The sequence below is a fragment of the Streptomyces sp. CB01881 genome, from assembly GCF_002953255.1.
GTDB lineage: Bacteria > Actinomycetota > Actinomycetes > Streptomycetales > Streptomycetaceae > Kitasatospora.
Genome location: NZ_CP026498.1, coordinates 7,989,184 through 8,013,523 on the forward strand (window position 1 = coordinate 7,989,184; position 24,340 = coordinate 8,013,523).

Annotated in this window: 18 protein-coding genes and 2 tRNA genes; 8 read left to right on the plus strand and 12 right to left on the minus strand. The window is 73.1% G+C overall.

Translation table 11 applies throughout. From position 1 onward, the window contains the following. Window positions 1–43 precede the first annotated feature (43 nt). Both C2142_RS24950 and C2142_RS24955 read right to left on the minus strand, forming a co-directional pair. Window positions 44–1,333: a hypothetical protein gene (locus C2142_RS24950; protein ID WP_148645028.1), complete on the minus strand. Its 1,290-nt coding sequence runs from the start codon at window positions 1,331–1,333 to the stop codon at window positions 44–46. 410 nt (window positions 1,334–1,743) lie between these two features. After that, on the minus strand, window positions 1,744–2,340 hold the full coding sequence (locus C2142_RS24955; protein ID WP_148645029.1) for a hypothetical protein: 597 nt from the start codon (window positions 2,338–2,340) through the stop codon (window positions 1,744–1,746). Window positions 2,341–2,950: 610 nt separating this feature from the next. Here C2142_RS24955 and C2142_RS24960 point away from each other — a divergent pair. Then, a complete protein-coding gene (locus C2142_RS24960) occupies window positions 2,951–4,039 on the plus strand; it encodes an LLM class flavin-dependent oxidoreductase (protein WP_148645030.1) in 1,089 nt (362 codons plus the stop codon). A gap of 224 nt (window positions 4,040–4,263) precedes the next feature. Here C2142_RS24960 and C2142_RS40340 read toward each other — a convergent pair whose 3' ends face one another. Next, on the minus strand, window positions 4,264–6,606 hold the full coding sequence (locus C2142_RS40340) for a bifunctional diguanylate cyclase/phosphodiesterase (RefSeq protein WP_241002762.1): 2,343 nt from the start codon (window positions 6,604–6,606) through the stop codon (window positions 4,264–4,266). Window positions 6,607–7,051: 445 nt separating this feature from the next. Then, window positions 7,052–7,477 (minus strand): OsmC family protein, encoded by a 426-nt coding sequence (locus tag C2142_RS24975; protein WP_148645032.1) that lies wholly within the window; start codon window positions 7,475–7,477, stop codon window positions 7,052–7,054. A gap of 317 nt (window positions 7,478–7,794) precedes the next feature. Here C2142_RS24975 and C2142_RS24980 point away from each other — a divergent pair, with 317 nt between their 5' ends. Next, window positions 7,795–8,157 carry a chorismate mutase gene (locus tag C2142_RS24980; protein WP_148645033.1) on the plus strand — a complete coding sequence of 121 codons (363 nt, stop codon included), beginning with the start codon at window positions 7,795–7,797 and terminating at the stop codon, window positions 8,155–8,157. Between the two features lie 337 nt (window positions 8,158–8,494). After that, window positions 8,495–9,295 (plus strand): signal peptidase I, encoded by an 801-nt coding sequence (gene lepB, locus C2142_RS24985; protein WP_277347272.1) that lies wholly within the window; start codon window positions 8,495–8,497, stop codon window positions 9,293–9,295. Here lepB and C2142_RS24990 read toward each other — a convergent pair. From C2142_RS24990 to C2142_RS25000, 3 genes are all read right to left on the minus strand, one after another. Continuing rightward, window positions 9,258–10,445, minus strand: coding sequence for an EamA family transporter (locus tag C2142_RS24990; RefSeq protein WP_241002763.1), 1,188 nt, complete (start codon window positions 10,443–10,445; stop codon window positions 9,258–9,260). The genes lepB and C2142_RS24990 overlap by 38 nt on opposite strands. Window positions 10,446–10,546: 101 nt before the next feature. Further along, entirely contained in the window at window positions 10,547–13,060 is a 2,514-nt protein-coding gene (locus tag C2142_RS24995) for a transglycosylase domain-containing protein (RefSeq protein ID WP_241002764.1), read from the minus strand. A 223-nt stretch (window positions 13,061–13,283) separates the two neighbouring features. Next, a tRNA-Lys gene (locus C2142_RS25000) sits at window positions 13,284–13,357 on the minus strand. A 180-nt stretch (window positions 13,358–13,537) separates the two neighbouring features. On the opposite strand from C2142_RS25000, the gene C2142_RS25005 reads away from it, so the two are divergent. Both C2142_RS25005 and C2142_RS25010 read left to right on the plus strand, forming a co-directional pair. Beyond that, window positions 13,538–14,068 carry a DUF998 domain-containing protein gene (locus tag C2142_RS25005; protein WP_148645035.1) on the plus strand — a complete coding sequence of 177 codons (531 nt, stop codon included), beginning with the start codon at window positions 13,538–13,540 and terminating at the stop codon, window positions 14,066–14,068. A gap of 95 nt (window positions 14,069–14,163) precedes the next feature. Beyond that, complete coding sequence (locus C2142_RS25010) at window positions 14,164–15,009, plus strand: alpha/beta hydrolase (RefSeq protein WP_241002765.1); 846 nt, start codon at window positions 14,164–14,166, stop codon at window positions 15,007–15,009. A gap of 78 nt (window positions 15,010–15,087) precedes the next feature. Here C2142_RS25010 and C2142_RS25015 read toward each other — a convergent pair whose 3' ends face one another. Both C2142_RS25015 and C2142_RS25020 read right to left on the minus strand, forming a co-directional pair. Further along, on the minus strand, window positions 15,088–15,762 hold the full coding sequence (locus C2142_RS25015) for a GPP34 family phosphoprotein (protein WP_148645037.1): 675 nt from the start codon (window positions 15,760–15,762) through the stop codon (window positions 15,088–15,090). A gap of 114 nt (window positions 15,763–15,876) precedes the next feature. After that, window positions 15,877–15,950: transfer RNA gene (locus tag C2142_RS25020), tRNA-Lys, on the minus strand. Window positions 15,951–16,048: 98 nt separating this feature from the next. On the opposite strand from C2142_RS25020, the gene C2142_RS25025 reads away from it, so the two are divergent. After that, window positions 16,049–16,357, plus strand: coding sequence for a hypothetical protein (locus tag C2142_RS25025; RefSeq protein ID WP_148645038.1), 309 nt, complete (start codon window positions 16,049–16,051; stop codon window positions 16,355–16,357). A 59-nt stretch (window positions 16,358–16,416) separates the two neighbouring features. Here the strand turns inward: C2142_RS25025 and C2142_RS25030 are convergent, their stop codons facing one another. The 3 genes from C2142_RS25030 to C2142_RS25040 all read right to left on the minus strand — a co-directional run bounded on the left by C2142_RS25030 (window position 16,417) and on the right by C2142_RS25040 (window position 20,523). After that, window positions 16,417–18,534, minus strand: a complete 2,118-nt coding sequence (locus C2142_RS25030) for an ABC transporter ATP-binding protein (RefSeq protein ID WP_206671022.1) — start codon at window positions 18,532–18,534, stop codon at window positions 16,417–16,419. Continuing rightward, on the minus strand, window positions 18,531–19,427 hold the full coding sequence (locus C2142_RS25035; protein ID WP_148645894.1) for an ABC transporter permease: 897 nt from the start codon (window positions 19,425–19,427) through the stop codon (window positions 18,531–18,533). The genes C2142_RS25030 and C2142_RS25035 overlap by 4 nt, the downstream gene beginning before the upstream one ends. A 112-nt stretch (window positions 19,428–19,539) precedes the next feature. Beyond that, on the minus strand, window positions 19,540–20,523 hold the full coding sequence (locus C2142_RS25040) for an ABC transporter permease (RefSeq protein ID WP_148645039.1): 984 nt from the start codon (window positions 20,521–20,523) through the stop codon (window positions 19,540–19,542). Between the two features lie 315 nt (window positions 20,524–20,838). Between C2142_RS25040 and C2142_RS25045 the strand changes: the two genes are divergently transcribed. Together C2142_RS25045 and C2142_RS25050 are read left to right on the plus strand one after the other, a co-directional pair. Continuing rightward, on the plus strand, window positions 20,839–22,545 hold the full coding sequence (locus tag C2142_RS25045) for an ABC transporter family substrate-binding protein (protein ID WP_148645040.1): 1,707 nt from the start codon (window positions 20,839–20,841) through the stop codon (window positions 22,543–22,545). A gap of 547 nt (window positions 22,546–23,092) precedes the next feature. Further along, on the plus strand, window positions 23,093–24,286 hold the full coding sequence (locus C2142_RS25050; protein ID WP_148645041.1) for a low temperature requirement protein A: 1,194 nt from the start codon (window positions 23,093–23,095) through the stop codon (window positions 24,284–24,286). Window positions 24,287–24,340 lie beyond the last annotated feature (54 nt).

Below are 24,340 nucleotides of genomic sequence, written 5' to 3' on the forward strand. Positions count from 1 at the left end.
TGCTCCCGCCGGGTCGTGTCCCGCCGGGTTCTGCGGCCGGTGCTCAGCCGGCGGTGCCGAGGAAGGACTCCCACCCGCCGGAGGGCGCCTGTCCCACGTTCAGCGTGCGCAGCTTGCGGATCGTGGACTGGTCCTGCACCTCCAGCCAGTCGACCAGCTGCCGGAAGGAGACCAGCCGGACGTCCGGCTTGCTCGCGATGGTCTTGAGGGTCTCCTCGACGGCGTCCATGTAGATGCCGCCGTTCCACTGCTCGAAGTGGTTGCCGATGAACAGCGGCGCGCGGTTGCCGTTGTACGCGCGGTCGAACCCGGCCAGATAGGAGTCCCGGGCCTGGGTGCGCCAGTCGTTGTACTTGGCCGGGTCGCCCTTGGTGCTGCCGGCCGACTGGTTGGCCAGGATGTTGTAGTCCATCGACAGGACCTGGAAGGCGTGCCCGGGGAACGGGATGCTCTGCAGCGGGAAGTCCCAGACCTTGCCGTCCTGCACCTTCTGCGGCCATATCTGCTGGCCGCCGGAGGAGCTGGCGTCGTACTTCCACCCCATCTTGGCCGCGGTCGGCAGCAGGGCCTTCTGCCCTTCGAGGCAGGGGGTGCGGCCGCCTATGAGCTCCTTCTTGTAGTCGAAGGGGAGCGGGTCGACGTCGGTGAAGCCGGTGTTGGTCCGCCACTGCGTCACGAACCCGATCGCCTGGTCGATCTCGCTCTGCCAGTCCTCCGGGGTCCACTTGTTGACGCCGTTGCCGTCCGAGCGGGTCGAGCAGAAGTGCCCGTTGAAGTGGGTGCCGATCTCGTGGCCGGCCAGCCAGGCCTGGCTGATCAGTTTGATGGTGTTCTTGACCGCGCCGTCCGACAGGTAGGGGATGTCGGACGCACCGACCGAGTGCTTCGGCGGGTGGTACAGGTCGGCCTTGCCCTTCGGGAGGGTGTAGATCCCGGAGAGGAAGAAGGTCATCGAGGCCTTGTGCTCCTCGGCCAGCTTGAGGAAGCGGGGGAACTGGCCGTCGTCGGTGGCGCCGGCGCCGTCCCAGGAGAACACCACGAACTGGGGCGGCCGCTCACCGGGCTTGAGCTTCTCCGCCTTGGGCTGGTTCGGCTGGGGGCCGGTGTCGGCGTTGGAGCCGTCGCCGATCGGCGTCCCCTTGGGCGCCCCCTTGCCCGGGGAGTCGCTGCCCGTCGGCCCGTTGCCGGTGCTGCTGCCGCCCGGGGCGGGAGCCGTGCCCGACCCCGACCCTGAACCCGACCCGGATCCGCCGCTGGAGCACGCCGTCACTGCGCCGAGGGCCACGGTTGCGGCGGTGGCACTGAGCACGGTCCTGCGCGAGATGTTGGTCATGGTCTCCCCTGGGTGCCGCTGGCCGGGTGGTGATGGCGACAGTGGGCCGTACCGGTCAAATCGGGCAATTGATGATTATTTCGCCGTCAGCATGTCATGTGGACGCAGGGTGCACCAAGGTGCCGAGGTCCATTGACAGTCAATACGCAGAATGCGAGTCCAGGGGCTGCGGTGATGGCCCTTCTGTTGCCGTCCTGTGACGCTCGGCTCTCGCCGGCGCTGCATCCCCGGCGCTGCATTCGCGGCGCTGCATCTCCGGGGCCACGTCCCACGGTCCGTGCCCGGGCCGTGGCCGGCTCTGCTGCCGACGGGTGGGCGGGCGGACGGGCAGGTGGGCAGCAAGGTGGGCGGACAGGGCGGCGGGCGGATGGACCGGCAGATAGACCGGCCGGCAGATGGGCCGGCAGGAGTCAGATCGCGGCGAGTCGGCGGTGGCGGCGAACGATCCGCGCGATGGTCGTGCTGACCACGGTGGCAGCGGTGCAGGAGACGGCGAGGCTCAGCCATGCGGTGTCGAACCAGTGACTGTTGAGCCAGCCCAGCGTGACGATGTAGGCGGCCCAGATCAGCGCGGCCAGCGCGGACCAGCGGAGGAACCGGTGCGGCTGGGCGGGGGAGTGGCCGATGGCCAGGTCGAGGACGGTGCGCCCGGCCGGTACGAACCGTGCGATCACCACCATCGCGGCGGCCGCCCCGGTGGTCCGGCCGTCCAGGGCCTGCTGGACCCGGGCGACGCTGGCCGCCAGCTGCGGGCGGTGTTCGAGCCGTCGCTGCACCGAGGGGGCGCCGCGCCGGGCGAGCTGGAGGAGCAGCAGGTCCCCGAGGAACGAGGCCACCGCGACGCCGAGCCCCAGCAGCAGCGGTGCGCCGTCTATCTGCGAAGTCTTGAGCACGGCGAGGATGACGAGCGTTCCGCTGGGGATGAAGGGGAGGAAGGCGTCGCCCAGTACGGCGAAGAGCGCCAGGGCGCAGATCCATGAGGATCCGATCACCGCTGCGATGTCCAAGGTCCGACTCCCTCCAGGCTGCCCGGGGGAGCAGATGGCTGCAGGGGACAACGCTAGCGCCTCGACTTTTCATGCCATGAAGCACCCCGGCTGTGCCGGACCTCACAGGAGGCGGGGCAAGGTGCGAGGTGGGGCGCGGGCAGAGGCGCGGACAAAGGCGCGAGCCCCCGGTGCGGGGTGCCGCTCCGGGGGCTCGCGGGGATCGATCGGCGCTGGTCCAGCCCGATGACCTTGCTGGTGAGGACGGATCCGGTTGGGTGATCCGCTCCGGGATCCAGCCTGCCGGACGCCGACCGCCGGCCGCGAGGCCTGTGGCTGGCGACTTCCCGCGCTGGCGTGAAGTCGCCACGCGTGTCCGTCTGCTGGCTCTGAGTCAGCCGAACGGTCGGTAGGCGGCCCGCCGTACGGCGCTGCGCACGACGGCCGGTGACGACGGCGACCGGGCCCCGGTGCGGGGAACACCCGGCCCTGCGGCGTGGTTGACGTCCGTCGGCAGGAACGGCCGTCGTCCAGGGCGCGGCCGTTCGAGACGGCCGGGACGACGGCCACGGAGACGGCGGCCACGACGGCCGCGACCACGGCCGCCCGGGCGGCCAGAAGGGCGGAGGGCATGACCACCGAGGACCACCAGGAGCGCGGTCCCGAGCCGCAGACCGGCGCGGCGATCCGGGGCACCGCCCGCGGTACGGCGCCCGCGCCGCTCTCCATCCTGGACCTGGCCACCGTCGGTGTCGGCTATACCCCGTCCGAGGCGCTGGCCGCGACCACGACCCTGGCCCGCAGCGCGGAGGAGTGGGGTTACCACCGCTTCTGGGTCGCCGAACACCACGGCATGCCCGGTGTCGCCAGCTCCACCCCGGCCGTCCTCCTGGCCCACCTCGGGGCCCGCACCACGACGCTGCGGCTCGGCTCGGGCGGGGTCATGCTGCCCAACCACGCCCCGCTGGCGATCGCCGAGCAGTTCGGCCTGCTGGAGGCACTCCACCCCGGACGCATCGACCTCGGACTGGGTCGAGCCCCCGGCACCGACCCCGCAACCGCCCGGGCCCTGCGCCGCGGCCTCGCCGAGGGGGCGGACGACTTCCCCCAGCAGCTCGCCGAACTCACCCACTTCCTCGACGGCGACTTCCCGGCCGGTCACCCGTACGCCCGGCTCACGGCCGTCCCCCAGGGCGACGGGCGGCCGCCGGTCTGGCTGCTCGGTTCGTCCGGCTTCAGCGCCCAGCTGGCCGGCCGGCTCGGCCTGCCGTTCGCGTTCGCCCACCACTTCAGCAGCACCAACACCCTCCCGGCCCTCGACCTCTACCGCTCGTCGTTCCGCCCCTCGGCCGTCCTCGACGAGCCGTACGCCCTGATCGGGGTGAGTGCGGTCGCGGCCGACGACGAGGCGTCCGCCCGCCGGCTGGCCCGCTCGGCGGCGCTCGGGATGCTCCGGTTGCGGCGCGGCAACCCCGGCCCCATCCCCACCCCGGAGGAGGCCGAGGCCTACCCGTACAGCCCGCTGGAGGCGGACTTCGTCGACGACTGGCTGGGCAACGTCGTCCTGGGCGCGCCGGGTGAGGTCGCCGACGGGCTGGAGGCCCTGCGTAAGCGGACCGGGGTGGACGAGTTGATGGTCACCTCGCACATCCACGGCCACGAGGCCCGCCACCGCTCGTACGGGCTGATCGCCAAGGCCTACGGGCTGACCGGGGCGTAGCGCCGGCCCGCGCGAGGGCGGGCGGAGGCCCGGGGAGGACGGGAGCGGGCCGTACGGCCCCGCGTGCTGCCAGAACCTTGCAGGCGGCGCGGCCCCTACCGCCCGGGCCTTGCAGGCGGCACGGCCCCTACCGCCCGTACCGCCCGGGCCTTGCAGGCGGCACGGCCCCTACCGCCCGTACCGCCCGGGCCTCGCAGGCGGCGCCGCCCGTACCGCCCGTACCGCTACTGCTGAGCCGCACCCGGGAGCTCGTCCGGCCCGGGGCGGCTCTCCCGGAGTATGGCCGCGACGAGTTCGGCCTCGCCGGGTCGGGCGAAGTACCAGCCCTGGGCGGTGTCACAGCCGGTCAGCCGCAGCCGCTCGGCCTGTGCCGCGCTCTCGATCCCCTCGGCGGTGACGGTCAGGCCGAGGGTGTGCGCCAACTGCACCATCGCGCCGACGATCTGCTCGTCGGCGTCGCTCCGGCGGGAGCCGAAGGCGGGGAGTTCCGTCCTGCCGGCGGGGGCCGGGTCGCGGAACCCCTCGATGAAGGTGCCGTCCAGCTTCAGGACGTGCACCGGCAGGCGGGAGAGGTACGCCAGGTTGGAGTAGCCGGTGCCGAAGTCGTCGATCGCGATCCGGACGCCCATGTCGGCGAGCGCCTGCAAGGCCTGCAACGGCCGGCCGCCCGGGCCCAGCAGCGCGCTCTCGGTGATCTCCAGTTGCAGCAGCCGGGCCGGCAGGCCGGTGCTGTCGAGCGCCTGGGCCACGTCGGCGACCACGTCGGAGTCCCAGATCTGGCGGGCGGCCAGATTGACGCTCACGAACGTCTCGGTGTCGGGGAACTCGCTGAGCCAGCGCTGCGCCTGACGGCAGGACTCCTCCAGGACCCACTTGCCGAGCGGCACGATCGCGCCGGACTCCTCGGCGAGTGGGATGAAGCGGTCGGGCGAGAGCGTCCCGTAGCGCGGGTGCCGCCAGCGGACCAGCGCCTCCGCGCCGTGCACCGCCCCGTCGGCGAGTCCGACGAGCGGCTGGTACTCGATGGTGAACTCGCCGCGTTCCAGGGCCGGGCGGAGTGCGGTGGCAAGGAGTTGGCGGGTCAGCTGGTGGGCACCCCGGTCGGGGTCGTAGAGGGTCCAGCGGGCCCGGCCGTCCGCCTTGGACCAGTAGAGGGTGGCGTCGGCGTCCTTGACCAGGTCGGTCGGCGTGGTCTCGTGCACGGAGCGTTCGACGACGCCGACGCTGGCGGTCACCACCAGCCGGTGCCCGGCCACGTCGAAGGGGCGTTCCAGCGCTTCGAGGATCCGGGTGGCCAGCGCGGTCAGCTGGTTGCTTCCCTGACTGTCGGTCACCAGGACGGCGAACTCGTCGCCGCCCATCCGGGCCACCAGGTGGGTGTTGTGCTCGGAGAACCCGCGCCGCAGTCGGGTGGCGACGGCGATCAGCAACTGGTCGCCGATGTGGTGGCCGAGGGTCTCGTTGATCGCGGCGAAGCCGTCGAGGTCCAGGTAGCAGACGCCCACCCGGCGCTCGTCCGTTTCCTCGGCGGCCGCCCCGGAGTCGGGGCCACTGTCGGCGTCGGCGCCCGAACCCGCAGGCGTCGGGTCCGAACCCGCAGCCACTGGGCCCGAACCCGCCGAACCCGAACCGGGGCCGCCGGCCGCCTCGCCGGTGCCAGCGCTGGTGCCCTCGCCCACGGACGCGTCCGTGCCCCCGGCCGCCGGGCCGGCCGTCACCGCGAGGCACGCGGCGTCGAGCCGTTCGAAGAAGAAGGTCCGGTTGGGCAGCCGGGTCAGCGGGTCGTGCAGGGCCTGGTACTCCAGGCGGTCGCCGAGCCGGCGCTGCTCGGTGATGTCCTCCACCATCGCGAGGGTGTAGAGCGGACTGCCCGCTCCGTCCCGGATCAGGGAGACGGTCACCTTGCACCAGACCGTGCGGCCCTCGCGGTGCCTGAGCTGCTTCTCCACCCGGAGCCGTTCGCGCTTGCCGCGGACCAGTTCGGGGAAGAGCCGGTCCGGCATCCCCTCCGGGTCGATGATCTCGCGGACCGGAGTGCGGACCAGCTCGCCGGCCTCGCAGCCGATCAGGGCGGCGAAGGCGGGGTTGACCTCGATGATCCGGTCTTCGGGATCGATCAGGGCCATGCCGATGCCGGCGTCGCAGAAGGCCGCCCGGAACCGGGATTCGCTCGCGCTCAGTGCGGCCAGCAGCCGGTCGGTCCCCCCGGCCGGCAGGTCCGCCCCGTCGGCGGGCCGGTGTGTGCCGCGGGCGAGCGGGGCGGAGCAGGTGGGGCAGCGGACGATGTGGGCGCCGTCCGCGCCCTCGGCGCCTGTCCCGGGCGGGGCACCCGGCAGAAGGAGGAGAGGGTCACCGTTCACGGCGTCGACCGCGTCGACCGCGTCCACCGCGTCCACCGCGTTGAGCGCGTCGATCGCCGGGGCCGCCGTGAGCGCGTCGATCGCCGTGACCGCGTCGGCGGTGGTACCGCGGGGGTCGCCCGTCGTGGTTCCGACGGCCGTGCCGTGGGCGTGGTGCAGGACCGGAGTCCGGAGGTGGCGGTGGTGTTGCGGTTCCTCGTGCCGCACGCCTGGGTGGTGTGCGTCGGCCCCCTCGTTCTGGCCCGGCACGGCATGCTCCCGTCCGCTGCTGACGCTTGATGCTTGACGCTGGTCCGGCCGGTCACCCGGAACTGCGGCGGCCGGCTCGCGCATTCTGTCGAGGTCCTCGCGGTCCGGGGCGGAGCGCTCGCGGAGGAGCACTCGGATGGGGATCCGCGTGAAGAGAAGAACAGGGCGCTGCGGCCGATCATAGGACGCGGCGGCAACGCGCGGTAACCGCCGCCAGGGTGATTCGCCTGCTTTCGGATCATGTGTGGCGGTACATGCAGACGCCCCTGGTGCACATCACATGATGTGCACCAGGGGCGTCTGCTACCACCGTGCGCCCCGGGCGCTGGTCGAGCGCCGGGAGCGCGCCGTTCAGCCGGGTCGCAACGCTCTGTGTGCGCGGCCGGAACGAAGCGTCGGAGGGTCAGGCCAGCTTGGCCGTGAGGGTGATGGTCGTGCCGGTGAGGGCCTGGCTGACCGGGCAGTTCGCCTTGGCGTCTTCGGCGGCCTTCACGAAGCCGGCCTCGTCGAGGCCGGGCACCTCGCCGGTGACGGTCAGGTGGATGCCGGTGATGCCGGCGCCCGGCTGGAAGGTGACATCGGCCTGGGTGTCGAGCTTGGTGGGCGGCGTGCCCGCGCCGGCCAGGCCGTTGGAGAGGGCCATGGAGAAGCACGCGGAGTGAGCGGCCGCGATGAGCTCCTCCGGGCTGGTCTTGCCGTTCGGCTCCTCGGCCCGGGCGGGCCAGGAGACCGGGTACTCGCCGATGCCGGACGAGGCGAAGGTCACCCGGCCCTTGCCGTCGAGTAGGTTGCCTTCCCAGGCGGTGCGTGCGGTGCGAGTGGTTGCCACGATCGGTACCTCCGTTACTGAGGAACTGCTGAGTCGTCACTTCCGGTCATGCCGCGTACCAGACTACGGGCAGGCCGCGGGCCGGTCGCGGGTGGCGCCGCGAGGGTGTGGCGAGGGTCTGGCGAGGTGCTGCGGCGGGAAAACCGCAGGTTCGGGCGCCGGTGACGGTCGGCCCGTCCATTCGCCGTCCGGATCGTGGACGGATGCGCCAAATGGTGAGGATCCGCACCGGGGGCCCTGTTAGATTTGCCCGGGCCTGGACCCCGGCCTTCGGACGGCCGGGTGCCGACCAACCAGAGAGCCGCGGAGCCGCCCCGATGACGGATCACCCCACGACCCCCGATGCCGGACTGCCCGAGGGGATCGCCGATGCCGTGCGGGCCGAGCTGACCAGCCTGCGCGAGAGCATCGACAACATCGACGCCGCGGTGGTCCACATGCTGGCCGAGCGGTTCAAGGCGACCCAGCGCGTCGGCCGGCTCAAGGCCGAGCACAAGCTGCCCCCGGCCGACCCGGCGCGGGAGCGCGACCAGATCCGGCGCCTGCGCGAGCTGGCCGCCGGGGCGCACCTCGACCCGGTGTTCGCGGAGAAGTTCCTCAACTTCATCATCGCCGAGGTGATCCGTCACCACGAGAAGATCGCCAGCGATGCGGTGACCGGCCAGACCGTCGCCGGCTGACGACGCGCCGAGGCGTTCCCGAGCCCTGGCGGGCCGGGCAGGCCGCGGCAGCCCGCGGCAGGTTCCCCAGCGCCTATCTCCCGCGCCCTGTCCGCGCCCCGCGTGCGTACTGTCCGCGTCCTGCGTGCGCCCCGTCCGTGCCCGGCGCGCGTACTGTCCGGGTCCTGCGCGTGCCCCGTCCGCGCCCTGTCCGCCTTCGTCGGTGTCCCGTCCACGTCCGGTCCGCCCTCCGTCCGCGAGGCGCGGATGTCTGGCGCGGGTAAATGCCCGATTTCGCGAGGCTTCGTCGGTGGCGTAGCGTGCAGGTTCCCCCAGCCGGAGAGGTGGAGCAGCGACGATGGCGGTGAACCTGCCCGATACGCACAGCGATGCCGGGAGCGGTCCGGCCCCGGCTGCCGGTGCCGGCCATGGCGCCCCCGGTGCTCCCGGTGTCCCCGGAGGCGGACGGGCCGCGGCGCGGCGGGCGCGGGGCCGGAAGGCCCGGCGGGCGGGGCGTCGTCACCGGCCGTGGTGGATAGAGATCCCCGCGATGGCGGCGGTCGGACTGGTGGTCGCGCTGCTGATCAAGACCTGCCTGTTCCAGGTGTTCACCATCCCGTCCGGCTCGATGGAGAACACGCTGCGGATCGGCGACCGGGTCGGCGTGAACAAGTTCGCGCCGCTCACCGGCTGGGAGCCGAAGCCCGGCGAGCCGATCGTGTTCAAGGACCCGGGGGAGTGGCTGCCGCCGCAGCCGACCGACGGCAACCCGATCTCGCGGGCTGTGAGCTCGACGCTCAGTTTCGTCGGCCTGATTCCGCCGAAGGACGACAACTACCTGGTCAAGCGGGTCATCGCGACGGGCGGCCAGACCGTGCAGTGCTCGGGCACCGCGCTGACCGTCAACGGGGCGAAGGTGGACGAGCCGTACCTCCACCCCGGGGACGACTCCTGCGCGGGGCTCGACTTCGGCCCGGTGACGGTGCCCCAGGGCTACGTCTGGGTCGAGGGCGACCACCGGAGCGACTCCGCCGACTCGCGGTACCACCAGCGCGGCCCGGGCGGCGGCGCCGTGCCGGTGGACAACGTGGTCGGGCCGGTCTCGGCCGTGGTGTGGCCGCTCAATCACCTCGACTGGTTCGGCTGGGTCGGCCACTGACCCCGGGCTCGGCACCGGGCCTGTTCCCGGCGCCCTGCCCTGCGGCACCCTGCACCCCGGCACCCTGCCTCGCAGCGCCCTGTCCTGCGGCACCCTGCTCCACGGCCGCACGCGCCAGCCGCTCGCCCAACGCGGTCGCACCTGCCACAGCACCCGCCCCGGCGCCCGCACCTGCCACAGCACCTCCGTCAGGCACCCCGGCCCGCACCTCGTCGGCCGGGGCGGCTGGCTTGCTCGCCTGGGCCGCGAAGGCGCCGGCCAGGACGAGCAGGCCGCCGGCCATCTGCGGTGCGCCCAGGTGCTCGCCGAGCAGGATCCAGGCCAGCACGGTGGCGACGACGGCCTCCAGGTTGGCCAGCACCCCGGCGACCGGGGGCGACAGGTGCTGGACGGAGATCACGCCGGTCAGGTAGGCGAGCACGGTCGCGATGAGGATCATCCAGGCGGCTGGGACCAGGGCGGGCAGCGAGTGCCCGTTCATGACGACGTTCCCGCCGAGCAGGCTCCAGTCGGCGTCCCACGGGCGGGCGAACACGGTGAGCACGATCGCGCCGATCAGCAGGCCGTACGCGCTGAGGGCGAGCGGGTCGACCGGGCGGTCGCCGCGGCTGCCGGCGTCGGCCAGGACGAAGTAGCCGACCTGGCAGCAGGCGGCCCCGAGGGCGAAGAGGACGCCCAGGGCGTCGAAGCTCAGGCCGTTCCAGACCTCCACCACGCAGGCGAGTCCGGCCACGGCGATGCCGGCGCCGATCGCGGAGCCCCGGCTGATCGGCTTGCGCTGGACGAACTTCACGTAGCCGATGAGCAGCGGCGGCCCGAGGTACTCGATGAGCAGCGCGACGCCGACCGGGATCCGGGAGATCGCCGCGAAGTAGCAGGCCTGTACGCCGGCGACGGCGAGCAGGCCGAAGCCGAGCAGCACGCCGGGCCGCCGGAGCACCGCGTCGCGGTGACGGTAGGCGAGCGGGAGCAGGACCACGGCGGCGCCGGTCACCCGGAGCCAGACCACGTGCAGGGGGGAGAGTCCGGCCTCGATCAGCGGCTTGGCGGCGGTGCCGGAGCCCCCGAAGGAGAAGGCGGAGACCAGCGCGAGGAGGAGACCGAGGGTTCTGCCCGGGGATCGGCCGAGCAGGGGCTTTGAGCTGTACACCCGCGCATTGTGACAGTCATTCCCGCGGTTCGGTAAGGTGCCATTCCGGCATTTGGTCCTGCCCCTAACTGTGCGCAACGGCAGATTTGCGGACAAGTCCGCTACTGCCCCGCCCCGGCCCCCGTCAACGAGCCCGCGCCCGCGCCCGCACCGGTGCCGCTACCCGTGCCCGAGCCGCCCGTGCCCCCCGAAGGCTGGGGAGCGGTGGTCGGGCCGGTGGTCGGCGCCGTGGTCGGCCCGGTGGTGGGTGCGGTGGTCGGCGCCGGCGTCCGGGTGGGCCGGCCCGTCGGCTGGGTGGTCGGCTGGGACGTGGGCCGGGAGGTCGGCTGCTGGGTGGGCGCGGTGGTCGCCCCGCCGTCACCGGGGCGCGAGCCGCCCGGGTTGTTCTGCCCGCCGGGGGACCCGGGGGAGCCGGACGTCTCCGACGGGCCACCCGGCGAGGCGGAGGCCGCACCGCCCGGCGAGGCCGGGGTGGAGGCCGCCCCGGCCGGGGGCGAGGAGCCGTCGGTACCGCCGGACGACGTGTCGTCGCCACCGGACGAGGAGCCGTCCTTGTCCGAGGGCGAGGGGAAGTCGCTGACCGGCAGGCCCTTCAGTGCGGCCTTCATGTAGCCGGTCCAGATCTGCGCCGGGTACTGACCGCCCGCCGCGCCGTCGATGCCGCCGGTGCCGCTGAGGCTGACCTGCGCACCGCTGGCCGGGTCCTGGCCGAACAGGGCGACCGAGGTCACCAGCTCGGGGGTGTACCCGACGAACCAGACGGACTTCTGGTCGTCCGTCGTGCCGGTCTTGCCGGCCACCGGGCGGCCCAGGGACTTGGCGCGCCAGCCGGTGCCGCCCGGGTCGCTCACCACGCCCTGGAGCATGGAGGTGACCTCGCGCGCGGTCTCCTCGCTGACCGCCTGGGTGGTCTTGTGGGCCGGCGGCTGGAGCGCCTCGCCCTCGCGGTCCACCGACTGCACCAGCCACGGGGTGATCTGCTTGCCGCCGTTGTCCAGCGTGGCGTACACGCCGGCCATGTCGAGCACGCTCGGGGTGGCGGCGCCGAGCGGGATGGACGGCACCGGTTCGAGCCCCGGGGTGTTGCTGGGCAGGCCGAGCGCGATGCCGGTGTCCCGCACCTTCTGCAGCCCGGTGTCCTGGGCGAGCTGGGCGAACGCCGAGTTCACCGACCAGTCGGTGGCCTGCTGGAGGGTGATCTGGCCGTAGCTCTTGTCGCCCTCGTTCGGCGGCGCGTAGGGCGTGCCCTTCCCGCCGCGGACCTTGCGCCCGCTGGTGCCGTCGTAGACGGTGCGCGGGGTGACGGTCTGGCCGGACTGGGTCTTGGCGTCGTTCTCCAGCGCCGCCGCCAGGGCGATCGCCTTGAACGTCGAGCCGGCCTGGTAGTCCCGCCGGGTCGCGTTGTCGATGTAGTGCTTGGTGTAGTCGACCCCGCCGTAGAGGGCGACCACGGCGCCGGTCTTCGGGTCGACGGAGACGGCGCCGGCCTGGGCGGCCGCGTCCTTCTTCCGCTTGTCCGGGTTGAGGGTGTCGTGCAGCTGCGCCTGGACGGAGTCCTGGAGGGCCTGCTGGCGCGCCGGGTCGACGGTCAGCTTGATGGTGTAGCCGCCCTTGGCCAGCTCGGACTCGGTGATGATCCGGTTGCCGGTGAGGTACTCGGTCGCCGCGTTGACGAGGTAGCCGGCCTGGCCGGAGAGGCCGAGCTGGGCCTGCGGGTCCTTGACGTCGGGGAAGGTGGTGGCGGCGCGCTCCTCGGCGGAGAGCCAGCCCTCCTTCACCATGCCGTCGAGGACGTAGTTCCAGCGGTTGACCGCGTTCTGCTTGCCCGCCGGGGTCGCGGTGGCGACGTCGTACGCGCTCGGCGCGTTCAGCAGGGCGGCCAGGTAGGCGCCCTGGGCGGGGTTGAGGGCGGACGCGTCGACGCCGAAGTACTGCTGGGCGGCGGCCTGGATGCCGTAGGCGCCGCGACCGTAGTACGAGGTGTTGAGGTAACCCGAGAGGACGTCGTCCTTGGCCTGGGTGGCGTCCACCTTGATCGCTATGAAGAGTTCCTTCACCTTGCGGCTGATGGACTGCTTCTGGCTCAGGTAAGTGTTCTTCACGTACTGCTGGGTGATCGTGGAGCCGCCCTGGGTGCCCTCGCCCTGGGCGGTGTTGAGGGCGGCGCGGACCAGGCCGGGCACGTTGACGGCGCCCTCGTGGTAGAAGTTGCGGTCCTCGGCGGCCAGTGCGGCGTGCTGGGCGGCGGGGGAGACCTTGTCCAGGGGGACGTTCTGCCGGTTGGTCTGGCCGGTCCGGGCGATCACCGAGCCGTCCTGGTAGAGCCAGGTGTTGCTCTGCGCGGTCGCGGCGGCGTGCGCGTCCGGCACCTTCACCAGGGTGATGCCCAGCGCGAAGAGGCCGATGCCGAGCAGCAGGGCGGTGACGAAGCCGAGCAGGGTGAGCCGCCAGGTCGGGACCAGCCGGCGCCACCCGGTGCGCTTGGGGCGGCGGGCCTTCTTGCCGCCGCCGCGGCCGGCACCGCCGGCCGGGTGCTCCGATGTGCGCTTCAGGCTCTTCACCGGGCGGAGCCGGACGGACGGCATGCGACGGCCGCTCTCGGTGTTTCGGGACAAAGCGCGGCCTTTCCTGCGGGCGGACCGTGCCGGCCTGCACGGCGGGGGACATCGGCGGTCAGGGACCTGTGTCCCGTTTCCGGTGTACTGCCCAAAACGCGTCGAAAGGGTCGATTGGCTCCACCGGATCGGCAAGCGAGACCGACATCACACACAAAACGGACGTCGATGGGCAAAAAAATCGGAGAGCCCCTCGCTGCTGCGAGAGGCTCCCCAATGTCTGTGCGCCGCCAGGGACTCGAACCCCGGACCCGCTGATTAAGAGTCAGCTGCTCTAACCAACTGAGCTAGCGGCGCCTGCTGACTCGGAAAACAATACACGGTCCGGAGGGGTACCTCGCACCACGGAGGTGGCCGGGGCGTGGCCGGGAGGGGTGGTCGGGGCGACATCGCCTGGCCGCGGAGGGTCTGCCGCCTGCTTCGGGTGTCCGGTTTCGACCGGTTGGGGCGGACTTTCCTGCCGGTTAGGGTGGAAACGTGCCCCGCCCCCACCTCGGCCGCCGGAACGCTCGGCTCGTCGCCGCCCTGCTGCTCAGTGCGGTGGCGTACACGGCCTGGGTGCTGGAGGTGGTGCTGAGCACCGGCCTCGACCCGGTCCGGGCGTACATCGGCGAACTCGCCGCCGAGGACCAGCCACTGGGCGGGCTCTTCCGCGCCACCGACCTGGTCGCGGGCCTCGCCGTTCTGACCCCGGCCGTCACGGTCCTGCTCACCGAGGCCGCCCGCCGCCACGGCTGGTGGCCGCCGGTCCGCCGGTACGGGTCGTGGCTGCTGGCCGGTGAACTGCTGGTCACCGGCTGGAGCCTCGCCGCGATCGCCGCGTTCGAGGCGGGCCACGGCACCTGGTCGCTCGGCGCGGGCCGGCGCCTGCAGGTGCTCCTGGTCGCGATCTGGCCGGCCGTGTCGGCCGCGAGCCTCACCCGGGACGGCCGGGAGCGGGCCGCGGAGGAGCAGCCGGCCGGGAGGGCGGCCCGCTGGACCCCCACGGAAGGGGCGGAACCGCGATGACCGGGGCAGGGGCAGGGGCAGGGGCAGGGGCAGGGGCAGGGTCAGGCGCGGGAGCGGTGGGGGCGGGAGCCGGGGCGGGAACGGGCCCGGCGGCGGTGTTCCTGCGCATCGACGGCACACCCCTGCACGTCCGCGCCGAGGGCAGCGGCCCGGTCTGCCTGCTCACCGGCGGGCTCGGCAGCAGCTGGTTCGACTGGGACCTGGTCGTCCCCTTCCTCACCCCGTACCGCACGGTGGTCCGCTTCGACCGCCCCGGTTACGGGCTGAGCGCGTCCGAGCCCGCCACCGGCCCCGGCCCGACGCTCGCGGGCGAGGCGGAGCGCATCCGCGGTGTGCTGGACGCGCTCGGGCTGCGCGGGCCGTGCACGGTGGCGGGTCACTCGCTGGCGGCGTTCCACGTCGAGGCCTTCGCCCGGCTCCACCCGGAGCGGACGGCCGGGCTGGTCCTGCTGGACGGCAGTGTCGAACCGGACCCCCGCCCGCTGCCGGCCCCGGAGCTGCGCGACCTGGCGGCGCGGACCGTCGCGGGCGCGGCCACGGCCGTCGCGGTGCCGTACCTGTTCGGGCCCGTGGCGCGGCGGCTGGCCGCCCGGGCGGCCACGGTCCGCAGGGAGGACCTCGCCCCGCCGCCGCTGGTCCGGCGCTGCTACCGGACCGGGCGGGCCCTGCGCGCCCTGCTCCGGGAGAACACGGCCTACCTGGACCTGGCGGCCGCGCTGGCCGACCTGCGCGGAACGGCGCCGCTGCCGGAGGGGCTGCCGGTCACCGTGCTCGCCGCCGACGACGGGTGCCGGACCCGCCGCAGCCGGGAGTGGCTGGGCAGCCAGCGGGACCTCGCCGCGCTGCTCGGGGCCGACTTCCGCACCACCGCACCGGCCGGGCACCTGGTGATGTTCGACCGCCCCGACGCGGTGGCCTCGGCGATCCTCGACACCCACTGAGGCCGGCCGACCACCGGGACGGCGCCGGGGCGCCCGCGCCTCCCGGTTCGGCCCGGACCTCCCGCCGCGAAGCGGGGCTCAGCTGGAGTTGGCCGCGGAGTCCGAGTTGATGGCCCGCCGGACCGCCCGGGCGATCGGCAGCTCCTTGGTGAGCTGCCGGATGGCCCGCCGGGTCGGGGCGCCCGTCGACCCCGGGTAGAGCCGGCGGTCCAGCCGCGCCGCACCGATCAGTCCGGCCAGCTGCCGGTCGCGTTCGGCCGGCTGCCCGTCCGGCCCGGCGGCCGCGGGCGCGCCGCCCTCGCGCGCGAGCGTGGCGGCGACCCTCGCGGCGATCTCCTGCCGGACGTCCGGCCGCGTCGCCACGTGTCGTCGGTAGGGCAGGCCGAGGAAGCGGTGCTTCTCCACCGTGAGCAGGCCGTCGGCGGTCAGCCGGTCGAGGTAGGGGGTCAGGCCGGGCTTGCGAGGGATCCCGCGCAGCGCGAGGTCCAGGCCGAGCTGTTGCTTGCGCTTGCCGGCCTTCTCCAGTCGGGCGAGCACGCCCGCCGCGACCTCGTCGTGCGCGCCCAGCGGCTGGAACCCGGTGATCCGCCGCTCCTCGACGGTGATGGCGCCGGTCACCAGCAGTTCGGCGACGGCGCCGCCCGCGATCACCCGGTAGAAGGTGGCGTAGGGGATGCGCAGCCTGCCGCGCACCGGGTCGGCACAGAGCAGCAACAGTTCCTCGGGGATCGAGCGGGCGTTCAGCGCAGCCACGGACGGGCACCTCCGACGGTGGGGCGGCCAGTGACGCCGCGTATCCCCGGAACCTACCCGCCCGGAAACGCCTCAGGCCGCCCACCGGAGTGGACGGCCTGAGATCTTGCCATGTGCGCCGCCAGGGACTCGAACCCCGGACCCGCTGATTAAGAGTCAGCTGCTCTAACCAACTGAGCTAGCGGCGCCTGCTGACCTGGAGAACATTACACGGGGTGGGCCCGATCCGCCGAATCGCCACGACCCGACCACGGTCCGTGACCGGCCCGCCGGAGTGGCGGGGCGGATGGTGGCCGTCCCGCTGACCCTTGAGGACGGCGCAGGCGCGTCGGAGCCTCCGGCCGGCGGGCACGTGCTGGTCACGCCCGGGCCCGTCGGCGCGTACGCCCTCACCGCGGGACGGTTCACCCGTTCCCTCTCCCGGCTCGGCGCCTGGGCGGTCACCGAGCCGCTGGCCGACCACCCGCTGACCGCCCGGCTGGTCCTGCGCAGCTACGCCGCGGCCCTGGCCGACCGCCAGAGCGACCTGGCTGATCAAAGCGACCGGGCCGACCGGGCCCACAGGACACGGCCGAAGCCGCAGTCCGCGGAGTAGGAAGTCGGCCGGTCCGACTTCCCGTTCCGCACGCCTGCGCCCCTGAGCCTGCGGGACGGCTACTCCGGGAAGTGGCAGGCCGCCTGGTGGTCCACGCCCGGTGCGGGCCCGGTCAGCGGTGGGGCCTCGGCCTCACAGCGGCCGCGCGCCCCGGCGTCCAGCCCGGCGTACACGGGGCAGCGGGTGCGGAACGGGCAGCCGGTGCGGCGCTCGGTGGGCGAGGGCGGGTCGCCGGGCAGCAGGATGCGGGCGCGGGCCCGTTCGGCGGGCGGGTCCGGGAGCGGGACGGCGGAGAGCAGCGCGCGGGTGTAGGGGTGGCGGGGGCGGTCGAAGACGGCGGTGACCTCGCCCTGCTCGACGGTCCGCCCCAGGTACATCACGCTGATCCGGTCGGCGAGGTGCCGGATCACCGAGAGGTCGTGCGAGACGAAGAGATAGGAGAGGCCCAGCTCCGCCTTGAGGGACTGGAGCAGGTTGAGCACGCCGGCCTGGATGGAGACGTCCAGTGCGGAGACCGGTTCGTCGAGGACGAGCAGCTTCGGCCGGACGGCGAGCGCGCGGGCGATCGAGATCCGCTGCCGCTGCCCGCCGGAGAACTGGTGCGGGTAGCGGACGGCGTGTGCCGGGTCGAGGCCGACCTGGCGGAGCAGCTCGGGCACCCGGCGGGCGATCTCCTCACGGGCGGCGTGCTGGGCGCGCAGCGGTTCGGCGATGATGTCGCCGACCGGCATCCGCGGGTCGAGGCTGGCCATCGGGTCCTGGAAGACGATCTGCAGCTCGGCCCGGAGCCGGTGGGCGTCGGCCCGGGAGAGCCCGGCGGTGTGCCGTCCGAGCAGTTCGATCCGGCCGGACTCGGGGGCGGCGAGCCGCAGCAGTTCGAACAGCGTGGTGGACTTGCCGGAGCCGGACTCGCCGACCAGGCCGAGCGTCTCGCCCTGGCGGATGTCCAGCTCGACGCCGTCCACGGCGTAGACCTCGCCGACCCTGCGCTTGAAGACGGTGCCCTTGAGCAGGGGGAACGTCTTGGTGAGGCCGGTGACGGAGAGCACCGGCGAGCGCCCCTCCCGGTCCGCGGAGGCGGCACCCGCCGCAGCCCCGGAGCCGTCGGCACCGCCGCCACCGCCGACAGCACCCGGCACCACCGGCACCGGGTACACCTCGGCCGGAGCCGGCCGGCGTTCGGCCAGCTCCCCGGCCCGGACGCAGGCCGCCAGGTGGTCGTCGGGGCCGTCGAGTCCGGGCTCCGCGGCCCGGCAGCGGTCCTCGGCCAGCGGGCAGCGGGCGGCGAACGGGCAGCCGGCCGGCAGTTCGGCCATCGGGGCGGGCGTGCCGGGGATCGGGACGAGCGGCCCGCCGCGGGCGTCCAGCCGCGGCACCGCGCCGATCAGCCCGAGCGTGTACGGGTGGCGGGGCGCGGCGAACAGCTCGTCCACGCCGGCCGTCTCCACCACCCGGCCCGCGTACATCACGGCGACCCGGTCGGCCATCCCGGCGATGACGCCGAGGTCGTGGCTGACCAGGACGAGTGCGGCGCCGGTCTCCCGCTGGGCGGTCCGGAGCACGTCGAGCACCTGGGCCTGGATGGTGACGTCCAGGGCGGTGGTCGGCTCGTCGGCGAGCAGGATGTCGGGGTCGTTGGCGATGGCCATGGCGATCATCGCGCGCTGGCGCATGCCGCCGGAGAACTCGTGCGGGAAGCTGTCCAGCGCGCGGTCGGGCGCGGGGATGCCGACCAGGTCGAGCAGTTCGGCGGCCCGTCCGCGGGCGGCGGGCCGGTCGAGGCGCTGGTGGATCCGCAGGGCCTCGACGATCTGGTCGCCGATCCGGTAGACGGGCGTGAAGGCGGAGAGCGGGTCCTGGAAGACCATGGCGACCCGGCGGCCGCGGACGGCGGCGAGTTCGCGGCCGGGCAGGCCGATCAGCTCCTTGCCGTCCAGCTCGACCGAGCCGTGGACGCGCGCGGTGCCGGGCAGCAGGCCGAGTACGGCCAGCGCGGTGACGGACTTGCCGGAGCCGGACTCGCCGACGATGCCCAGGGTCTCGCCGCGCCGCAGGGTGAGGTCGACGCCGCGCACGGCGGGCACCGCGGTGCCGCGCGGCCCGGCGAAGTCGACCCGCAGGTCGCGGACGTGCAGCAGCGGGGCCGCGGGCAGCGGGGTTTCGACGGTGGGGGTCACGTGCGGTTCCGCTTCTTCCGGGAACGGGGGTGGCGACGGGGGGCCCGGGCCGCCTCGGCGGTGGGGTCGAGGGCGTCGCGCAGCCCGTCCCCGATCAGGTTGACGGCCAGCACGAAGAGCACCAGCAGCCCGGCGGCGAAGTAGAACAGCCAGGGGAAGGTCGGGGCGTCGAAGGTGCCGGCGGCGAGCAGGGTGCCGAGGGAGACGTCGGGGGCCTTCACGCCGAAGCCGAAGTAGGAGAGCGCGGTCTCGCTCATCACGGCTCCGCCGACGGCGATGGTGGCGTCGATGATCAGGAAGGAGGCGACGTTCGGCAGGATGTGCCGGGTGATGATCCGCAGCGGCCGTACGCCCATGAACCGTGCGGCCCGGACGAACTCGCGATCCCGCAGCGAGATGGTCATCGAGCGGACCACCCGGGCGGTGATCATCCAGTTGAAGAGGGCGAGCAGCAGGACGAAGGCGAGCCAGCCGGCTCCCTTCAGCCGGGGCGAGACGATGGTGATGATCAGGAAGCTGGGGAAGACCAGCATGAGGTCCACCACGAACATCAGCGCCCGGTCGGTCCAGCCGCCGAAGTAGCCCGCGCAGGCGCCGAACAGCGAGGCCAGCACGGTCGAGAAGAGGGCCACCAGCAGGCCGATGACCAGCGACTTCTGCAGTCCGCGGACGGTCTGCGCGAAGACGTCCTGGCCGATCCCGTTGGTGCCGAACCAGTGGGCGCCGGAGGGGGGTTGGCGCAGCGCGCTGTAGTCCGGGGTGGCGTAGTCCCAGGGCGTGAGGTACTGCCCGCCGAAGGCGAGGACGAAGAGCAGCAGGACGATGACGGCACCGGCCACCGCCCAGCGGGCGGCGAGCAGCCGGGCGAGGACGAGCCGGCCCCGGCCGGTCACCTCGGCCGCGGGGGCCGGCCCGGTGGCGGGATCGGAGCCGGAACCGGAACCGGGCTCGGGGGTGGGCGCGGAGGACTCCGCGACGACGGCGGTCACAGCAGGTCTCCTCCGGTCAGGACCGCACACGCGGGTCGAGGGCGGCGTGCAGGGCGTCGGCGAGGAAGCCGGAGGCGAGCACCACGACGGCGGCGAACAGGTTGACGGCGACGACCGCGTTGACGTCCTGTTCGTTGATCGACTGGATGAACCACTCGCCCATGCCGTGCCAGCCGAAGATGGTCTCGGTGAAGGCGGCGCCGGTGAAGATGCCGAGGAAGCTGTAGGCGAACATCGTCGACATCGGGATCACCGCCGTCCGCAGCCCGTGCTTGAGGAGGGCGCGGTTGCGGGTGAGCCCCTTGGCCTCGGCGGTGCGCAGGTAGTCGGAGCCGAGCACGTCGAGCATGGTGCCGCGCTGGTAGCGGCTGTAGGTGGCGAGGCCGCCGAGCGCCAGCGAGAGGGTGGGCAGCAGCAGGTGCAGCGCCCAGTCGCCGAGGTGGGCGCCGAGGCCGCCGGTCAGGCCGGGGGTCTCGTACCCGGTGAAGGGGACGACCTCGTGGCCGGCGACGTCCTTGGCGGCGATGGCGCCGTTCTTGAGGAAGAGCGCCACCAGGAAGACCGGGGTGGAGAGCAGGACGAAGGAGAGGACGGTGATCAGCCGGTCCGTCATGCGGTACTGGCGCACCGCGCTCCAGGCCCCGGCCGCGACGCCGAGGACCATGCCGAGCAGGCTGCCGATCAGCAGCAGTCGCAGCGAGACCCAGATCCGGCGGCGGAAGTCGTCCATCACCGGGGTGTCGTGGATGGTGCGGCCGAGGTCGCCGTGGAGCAGCAGGCCGCCGGCCCAGTGGCCGAAGCGTTCGACGACCGGGGTGTGGTCGTTCAGGTTGAGTTCGGTGAGCTGCCGCTCGACCGAGGCGGCGGCCGGCCGGGGCACCTTGGCCTCGAAGTAGGTGCGCGGCTGGAGGGCCGCGGCGGAGAGCGCGTACGCCAGGAACACGGCGGCGATCAGCAGCACCGCGTAGTAGCTGAGCCGCTTCGCCAGGTAGCGGAGCATCAGCGGCCGCCCGGGACGGGGGCGGGGCCGACGCGTCTGGTGGGCATCGGTGGGTGGCCTTCGGTCGGTGGCCCTGTTCGAGCCGGTGAGGGAAAGGTGCAGGTCAAGAGTGTGGCACCGGTGCACGGCCGCGGTATTGCGGCAGTGTTGCGGCCCGTTTCGTTTGGATCAGGTGTGAACTCCGGCCTCTGGTACTCGTCCTGATCCGCTGTTACGTTCTGGACGCCGGCACCAACTTGGCTGCCCATCGTCAAGCCTCGCCACACCTCTGCGACGCGACTCTCACCACCTGCCATTTTCACGGGGGGACCCCTCATGGACGCTTCCAGCTCACCGGCCCGCGGCTTCGGCCGGGCCGCCGCCCTCGCCCTGGCCGTCGCGCTCGCGGCCACCGCGTGCACCTCGGGCGGCGGGGGGTCGGCCGACAACGCGGCCAAGAGCGAGCCTCCCCGGCAGGGTGCGATCGACATCAACGCCAAGTCGCCGGACCAGCTGCGCGACGGCGGCGAGGTGCGCTTCCCGCTGTACCAGTGGATCACCCAGTGGAACCCGTTCCAGGTGGACGGCCGCTACGGCGACGCGGTCGAGATCATGCGGGAGCTGGAGCCGAACCTCTTCACGACGGACGAGACCGGCACCTTCAAGCCGGTCACCGACTACCTGCTGGAGGCCAAGGTCACCTCGACCTCCCCGCAGGTCATCACCTACAAGCTCAACCCCAAGGCCAAGTGGTCGGACGGGAAGCCACTCGGCTACCTGGACTTCAAGGCCGACTGGGAGGCCAGCAACGGCAGGAAGGACGGCTACAACATCGCCGACTCCTCCGGCTACGAGCTGATCTCCGGCGTCGAGCAGGGTGCCGACGCGAACGAGGTCAAGGTGACCTTCTCGGAGCCGTACGCGGACTGGCAGAACCTGTTCCGCCCGCTGATCCCGGCGGCCGGGATCGGTACGGCGGACGACTTCAACAAGGGCTGGATCGACAAGATCCCGGTCACCGCCGGGGCGTTGAAGGTCGCCGCGATGGACAAGACCGCCCAGACCGTCACGCTGGTCCCGGATCCGGCCTGGTGGGGTGCGAAGCCCAAGGCGGAGAAGATCACCTTCCGGGTGATGTCCCAGTCGGCGACCACCCAGGCGTTCCTCAACAACGAGATCGACTTCGCCGCGGCGGGCACCGCCACGGCGTACGCGCAGCTCAAGGACGCCAAGGACACGGTGATCCGGTCCGCCAGCCCGTGGGACGAGGTGCACCTCTCGTTCGGCGGCGGCGGTGCACTGGCGGACCAGAAGGTGCGTCAGGCGCTCGGCAAGGCGCTCGACCGCTCTGCCCTGATCAAGATCGCCAACAACGGCGTGCCGGTGGAGTTCAAGCCGCTCGGCAACCACATCTTCATGCCCAACCAGACCGGCTACCAGGACAACTCCGGGGAGTGGGCCAAGTTCGACCTGGCCGCCGCCAGGAAGGCGCTGGACGAGGCGGGTTGGAAGGAGGCCGGCAGCGGTCAGCCGCGCACCAAGGACGGCCAGTCGCTGACCCTGCACTTCGTGATCAACGAGTCCACCCCGCAGGCCCAGGTCGACCTCGCCACCGCCGCCCAGGCGATGTGGCTGGCGGCCGGCGTGAAGGTCGAACTCGACAAGGTCCCGGCCAACGACTTCTTCACCAAGTACGTCAACCAGGGCAAGTTCGACATCGCCAGCTGGCGCAACACCGACTCGTTCCCGCTCTCCACCAGCCTGACCAACTTCCGGCTGCCGCAGGGCGACAACGTCTTCGGCAACTACTCCAAGCTCGGCACCCCCGAGATCGACGGGCTGCTCAAGAAGGCGGCCGGCACCATCGACCCGGTGGAGGCCGCGAAGCTCTACAACCAGGCGGACGCCAGGATCTGGGAGCTGGGCCACACCGTCGAGCTGTACCAGCGGCCGACCGTCGTCGCGGCCCGCAAGGGGCTGGCCAACTACGGTGCGTTCGGCCTGGCCGGCGTCGACTACGCCAAGGTGGGCTGGGAGAAGTAGCCGCGGCGGCGCGGCGGGCATCGACGGCCCGGCGGGCACTGGCGAGCAGCGCGGTGATCACGAGGCCGGTGGTGCGGACACGGGAAGGTCGGCTCCGCCGCCCCCGTGCTCCTGCCACCGGCCTTGACCTTCCGCGATGCCCGCAGGCCGCCCGTGTCATGGGGTCTCCTCCGGACCCGCCCGCTTCCAACCGGGGAAGAATCTAGCGGGGTCGTCCGGGCCGCCGTGCCGTACGCAGCGGGCGCGCCCGGAAACCCGCCGGGCTGTCACCCGGTTCGCGCACCGGGACGTCAACTCTCGCTGACGGAACGGCACATCGGGAGAAAGCGACACGCGCGGCACGTTCCGGCACGGCTCGCGCCGCAGCCCCGGGCGGCGGCGGGCACGGCCCCGGACGCGGCCCCGGGCACGGCTCCGGCCCCGCGGGTAGCCTGCTCCGCCCAGCCGTCGCAGGGCGGCCGCGCCGGTGCGTGCGCCCGGCCCGGGCCGCTGCCAGGATGCGGCGGGACGGCGCAGCCCGCCCGTCCCGGAGCCCGGAGACCCGACCATGACCAGCGAACCCGCCGCAGTCCACCGCCCGCACCACAGCGACCGGCACCCGGTGAGCCGGATGGTGCCGCGCAGCCGGGACGAGCCGCACCGGGTGGCCACCCCGTTGGAGCTCTTCTTCGACCTCTGCTTCGTGGTCGCGGTCGGCCAGGCGGGCCGCGAGCTCGCCCACGACCTGGCCGCCGGCCACTACGGCGACGGCCTCACCGGCTACGCCCTCGCGTTCTTCGCGATCTGGTGGGCCTGGATGAACTTCACCTGGTTCGCCTCCGCGTACGACTGCGACGACGTCCCGTACCGGGTCACCACGCTGGTGCAGATCGCGGGCGTGCTGATCCTGGCGGCCGGCGTGCCGCGGATGTTCGCCGAGCAGGACCTCGTGCTCTCGGTGATCGGGTACATGGTGATGCGGCTGGCCATGGTCACCCAGTGGCTGCGCGCGGCGGCCGGCGAGGAGGGGCAGGCGCGCACGGTCGCGCTGCGCTACGCGGTCGGGATCACGCTCTGCCAGATCGGCTGGGGCGTGATGCTGGTGCTGCCGCACGACGTCCGGCCGTACGTGATCCCGCTGGGCATCCTGGCCGAGCTGTCCGTGCCGGTGATCGCGGAGCTGCGCGTCCAGACCCCCTGGCACCCGCACCACATCGCCGAGCGGTATGGCCTGTTCACCCTGATCGTGCTCGGCGAGACGGTGGCGGCGGCGACCGTCGCGGTGCAGTCGGCGGTGGACGAGCACGAGGGACTGGGCCGGCTGGTGCCGGTCGCCGTCGGCGGCCTGCTGGTCTGCTTCTCCGCCTGGTGGATCTACTTCGCCCGGCCGGTCCACGACCACCTGCGTTCCAACCGGCAGGCGTTCCTCTGGGGGTACGGCCACTACCTGGTGTTCGGCTCGGCGGCGGCGATCGGGGCCGGGCTGGAGGTGGCGGTGGAGTCGGCCGTCCACAAGGCGCACGTCTCCGAGGCGGCGGCCACCGCGACGGTGACCGTGCCGACCGCGCTCTACCTGTTCACCGTCTGGCTGCTGCACGCCAGGCACGTCAAGACCGGGGCCGAGCAGGCGCTGCTGCCGGCCGCCGCGGTGGCGGTGCTGGCGTGCACGGCGGCCGGCGGCTCCGGCGTCCTGGCGGCGGGCCTGGTGAGCGCGGCCACCGTGGCGCTCGGCGTGACGATGCACGCCCGCGGCGGGGCGTGACCGTCCCGCCCCTGGAGGCCGTCCCGTCCGGCGTGGCCGTCCCGGCCGGACGAG

Excerpts from the sequence above, each read along its gene's own strand:
- C2142_RS24960 (WP_148645030.1), top strand. The coding sequence starts at position 2,951 with ATGACCACCGAGGACCACCAGGAGCGCGGTCCCGAGCCGCAGACCGGC.
- C2142_RS25045 (WP_148645040.1), top strand. The coding sequence starts at position 20,839 with ATGGACGCTTCCAGCTCACCGGCCCGCGGCTTCGGCCGGGCCGCCGCC.
- C2142_RS25040 (WP_148645039.1), bottom strand. The coding sequence starts at position 20,523 with ATGCTCCGCTACCTGGCGAAGCGGCTCAGCTACTACGCGGTGCTGCTG.
- C2142_RS25050 (WP_148645041.1), top strand. The coding sequence starts at position 23,093 with ATGACCAGCGAACCCGCCGCAGTCCACCGCCCGCACCACAGCGACCGG.
- C2142_RS25025 (WP_148645038.1), top strand. The coding sequence starts at position 16,049 with ATGGTGGCCGTCCCGCTGACCCTTGAGGACGGCGCAGGCGCGTCGGAG.
- C2142_RS24950 (WP_148645028.1), bottom strand. The coding sequence starts at position 1,333 with ATGACCAACATCTCGCGCAGGACCGTGCTCAGTGCCACCGCCGCAACC.
- C2142_RS24980 (WP_148645033.1), top strand. The coding sequence starts at position 7,795 with ATGACGGATCACCCCACGACCCCCGATGCCGGACTGCCCGAGGGGATC.
- lepB (WP_277347272.1), top strand. The coding sequence starts at position 8,495 with ATGGCGGTGAACCTGCCCGATACGCACAGCGATGCCGGGAGCGGTCCG.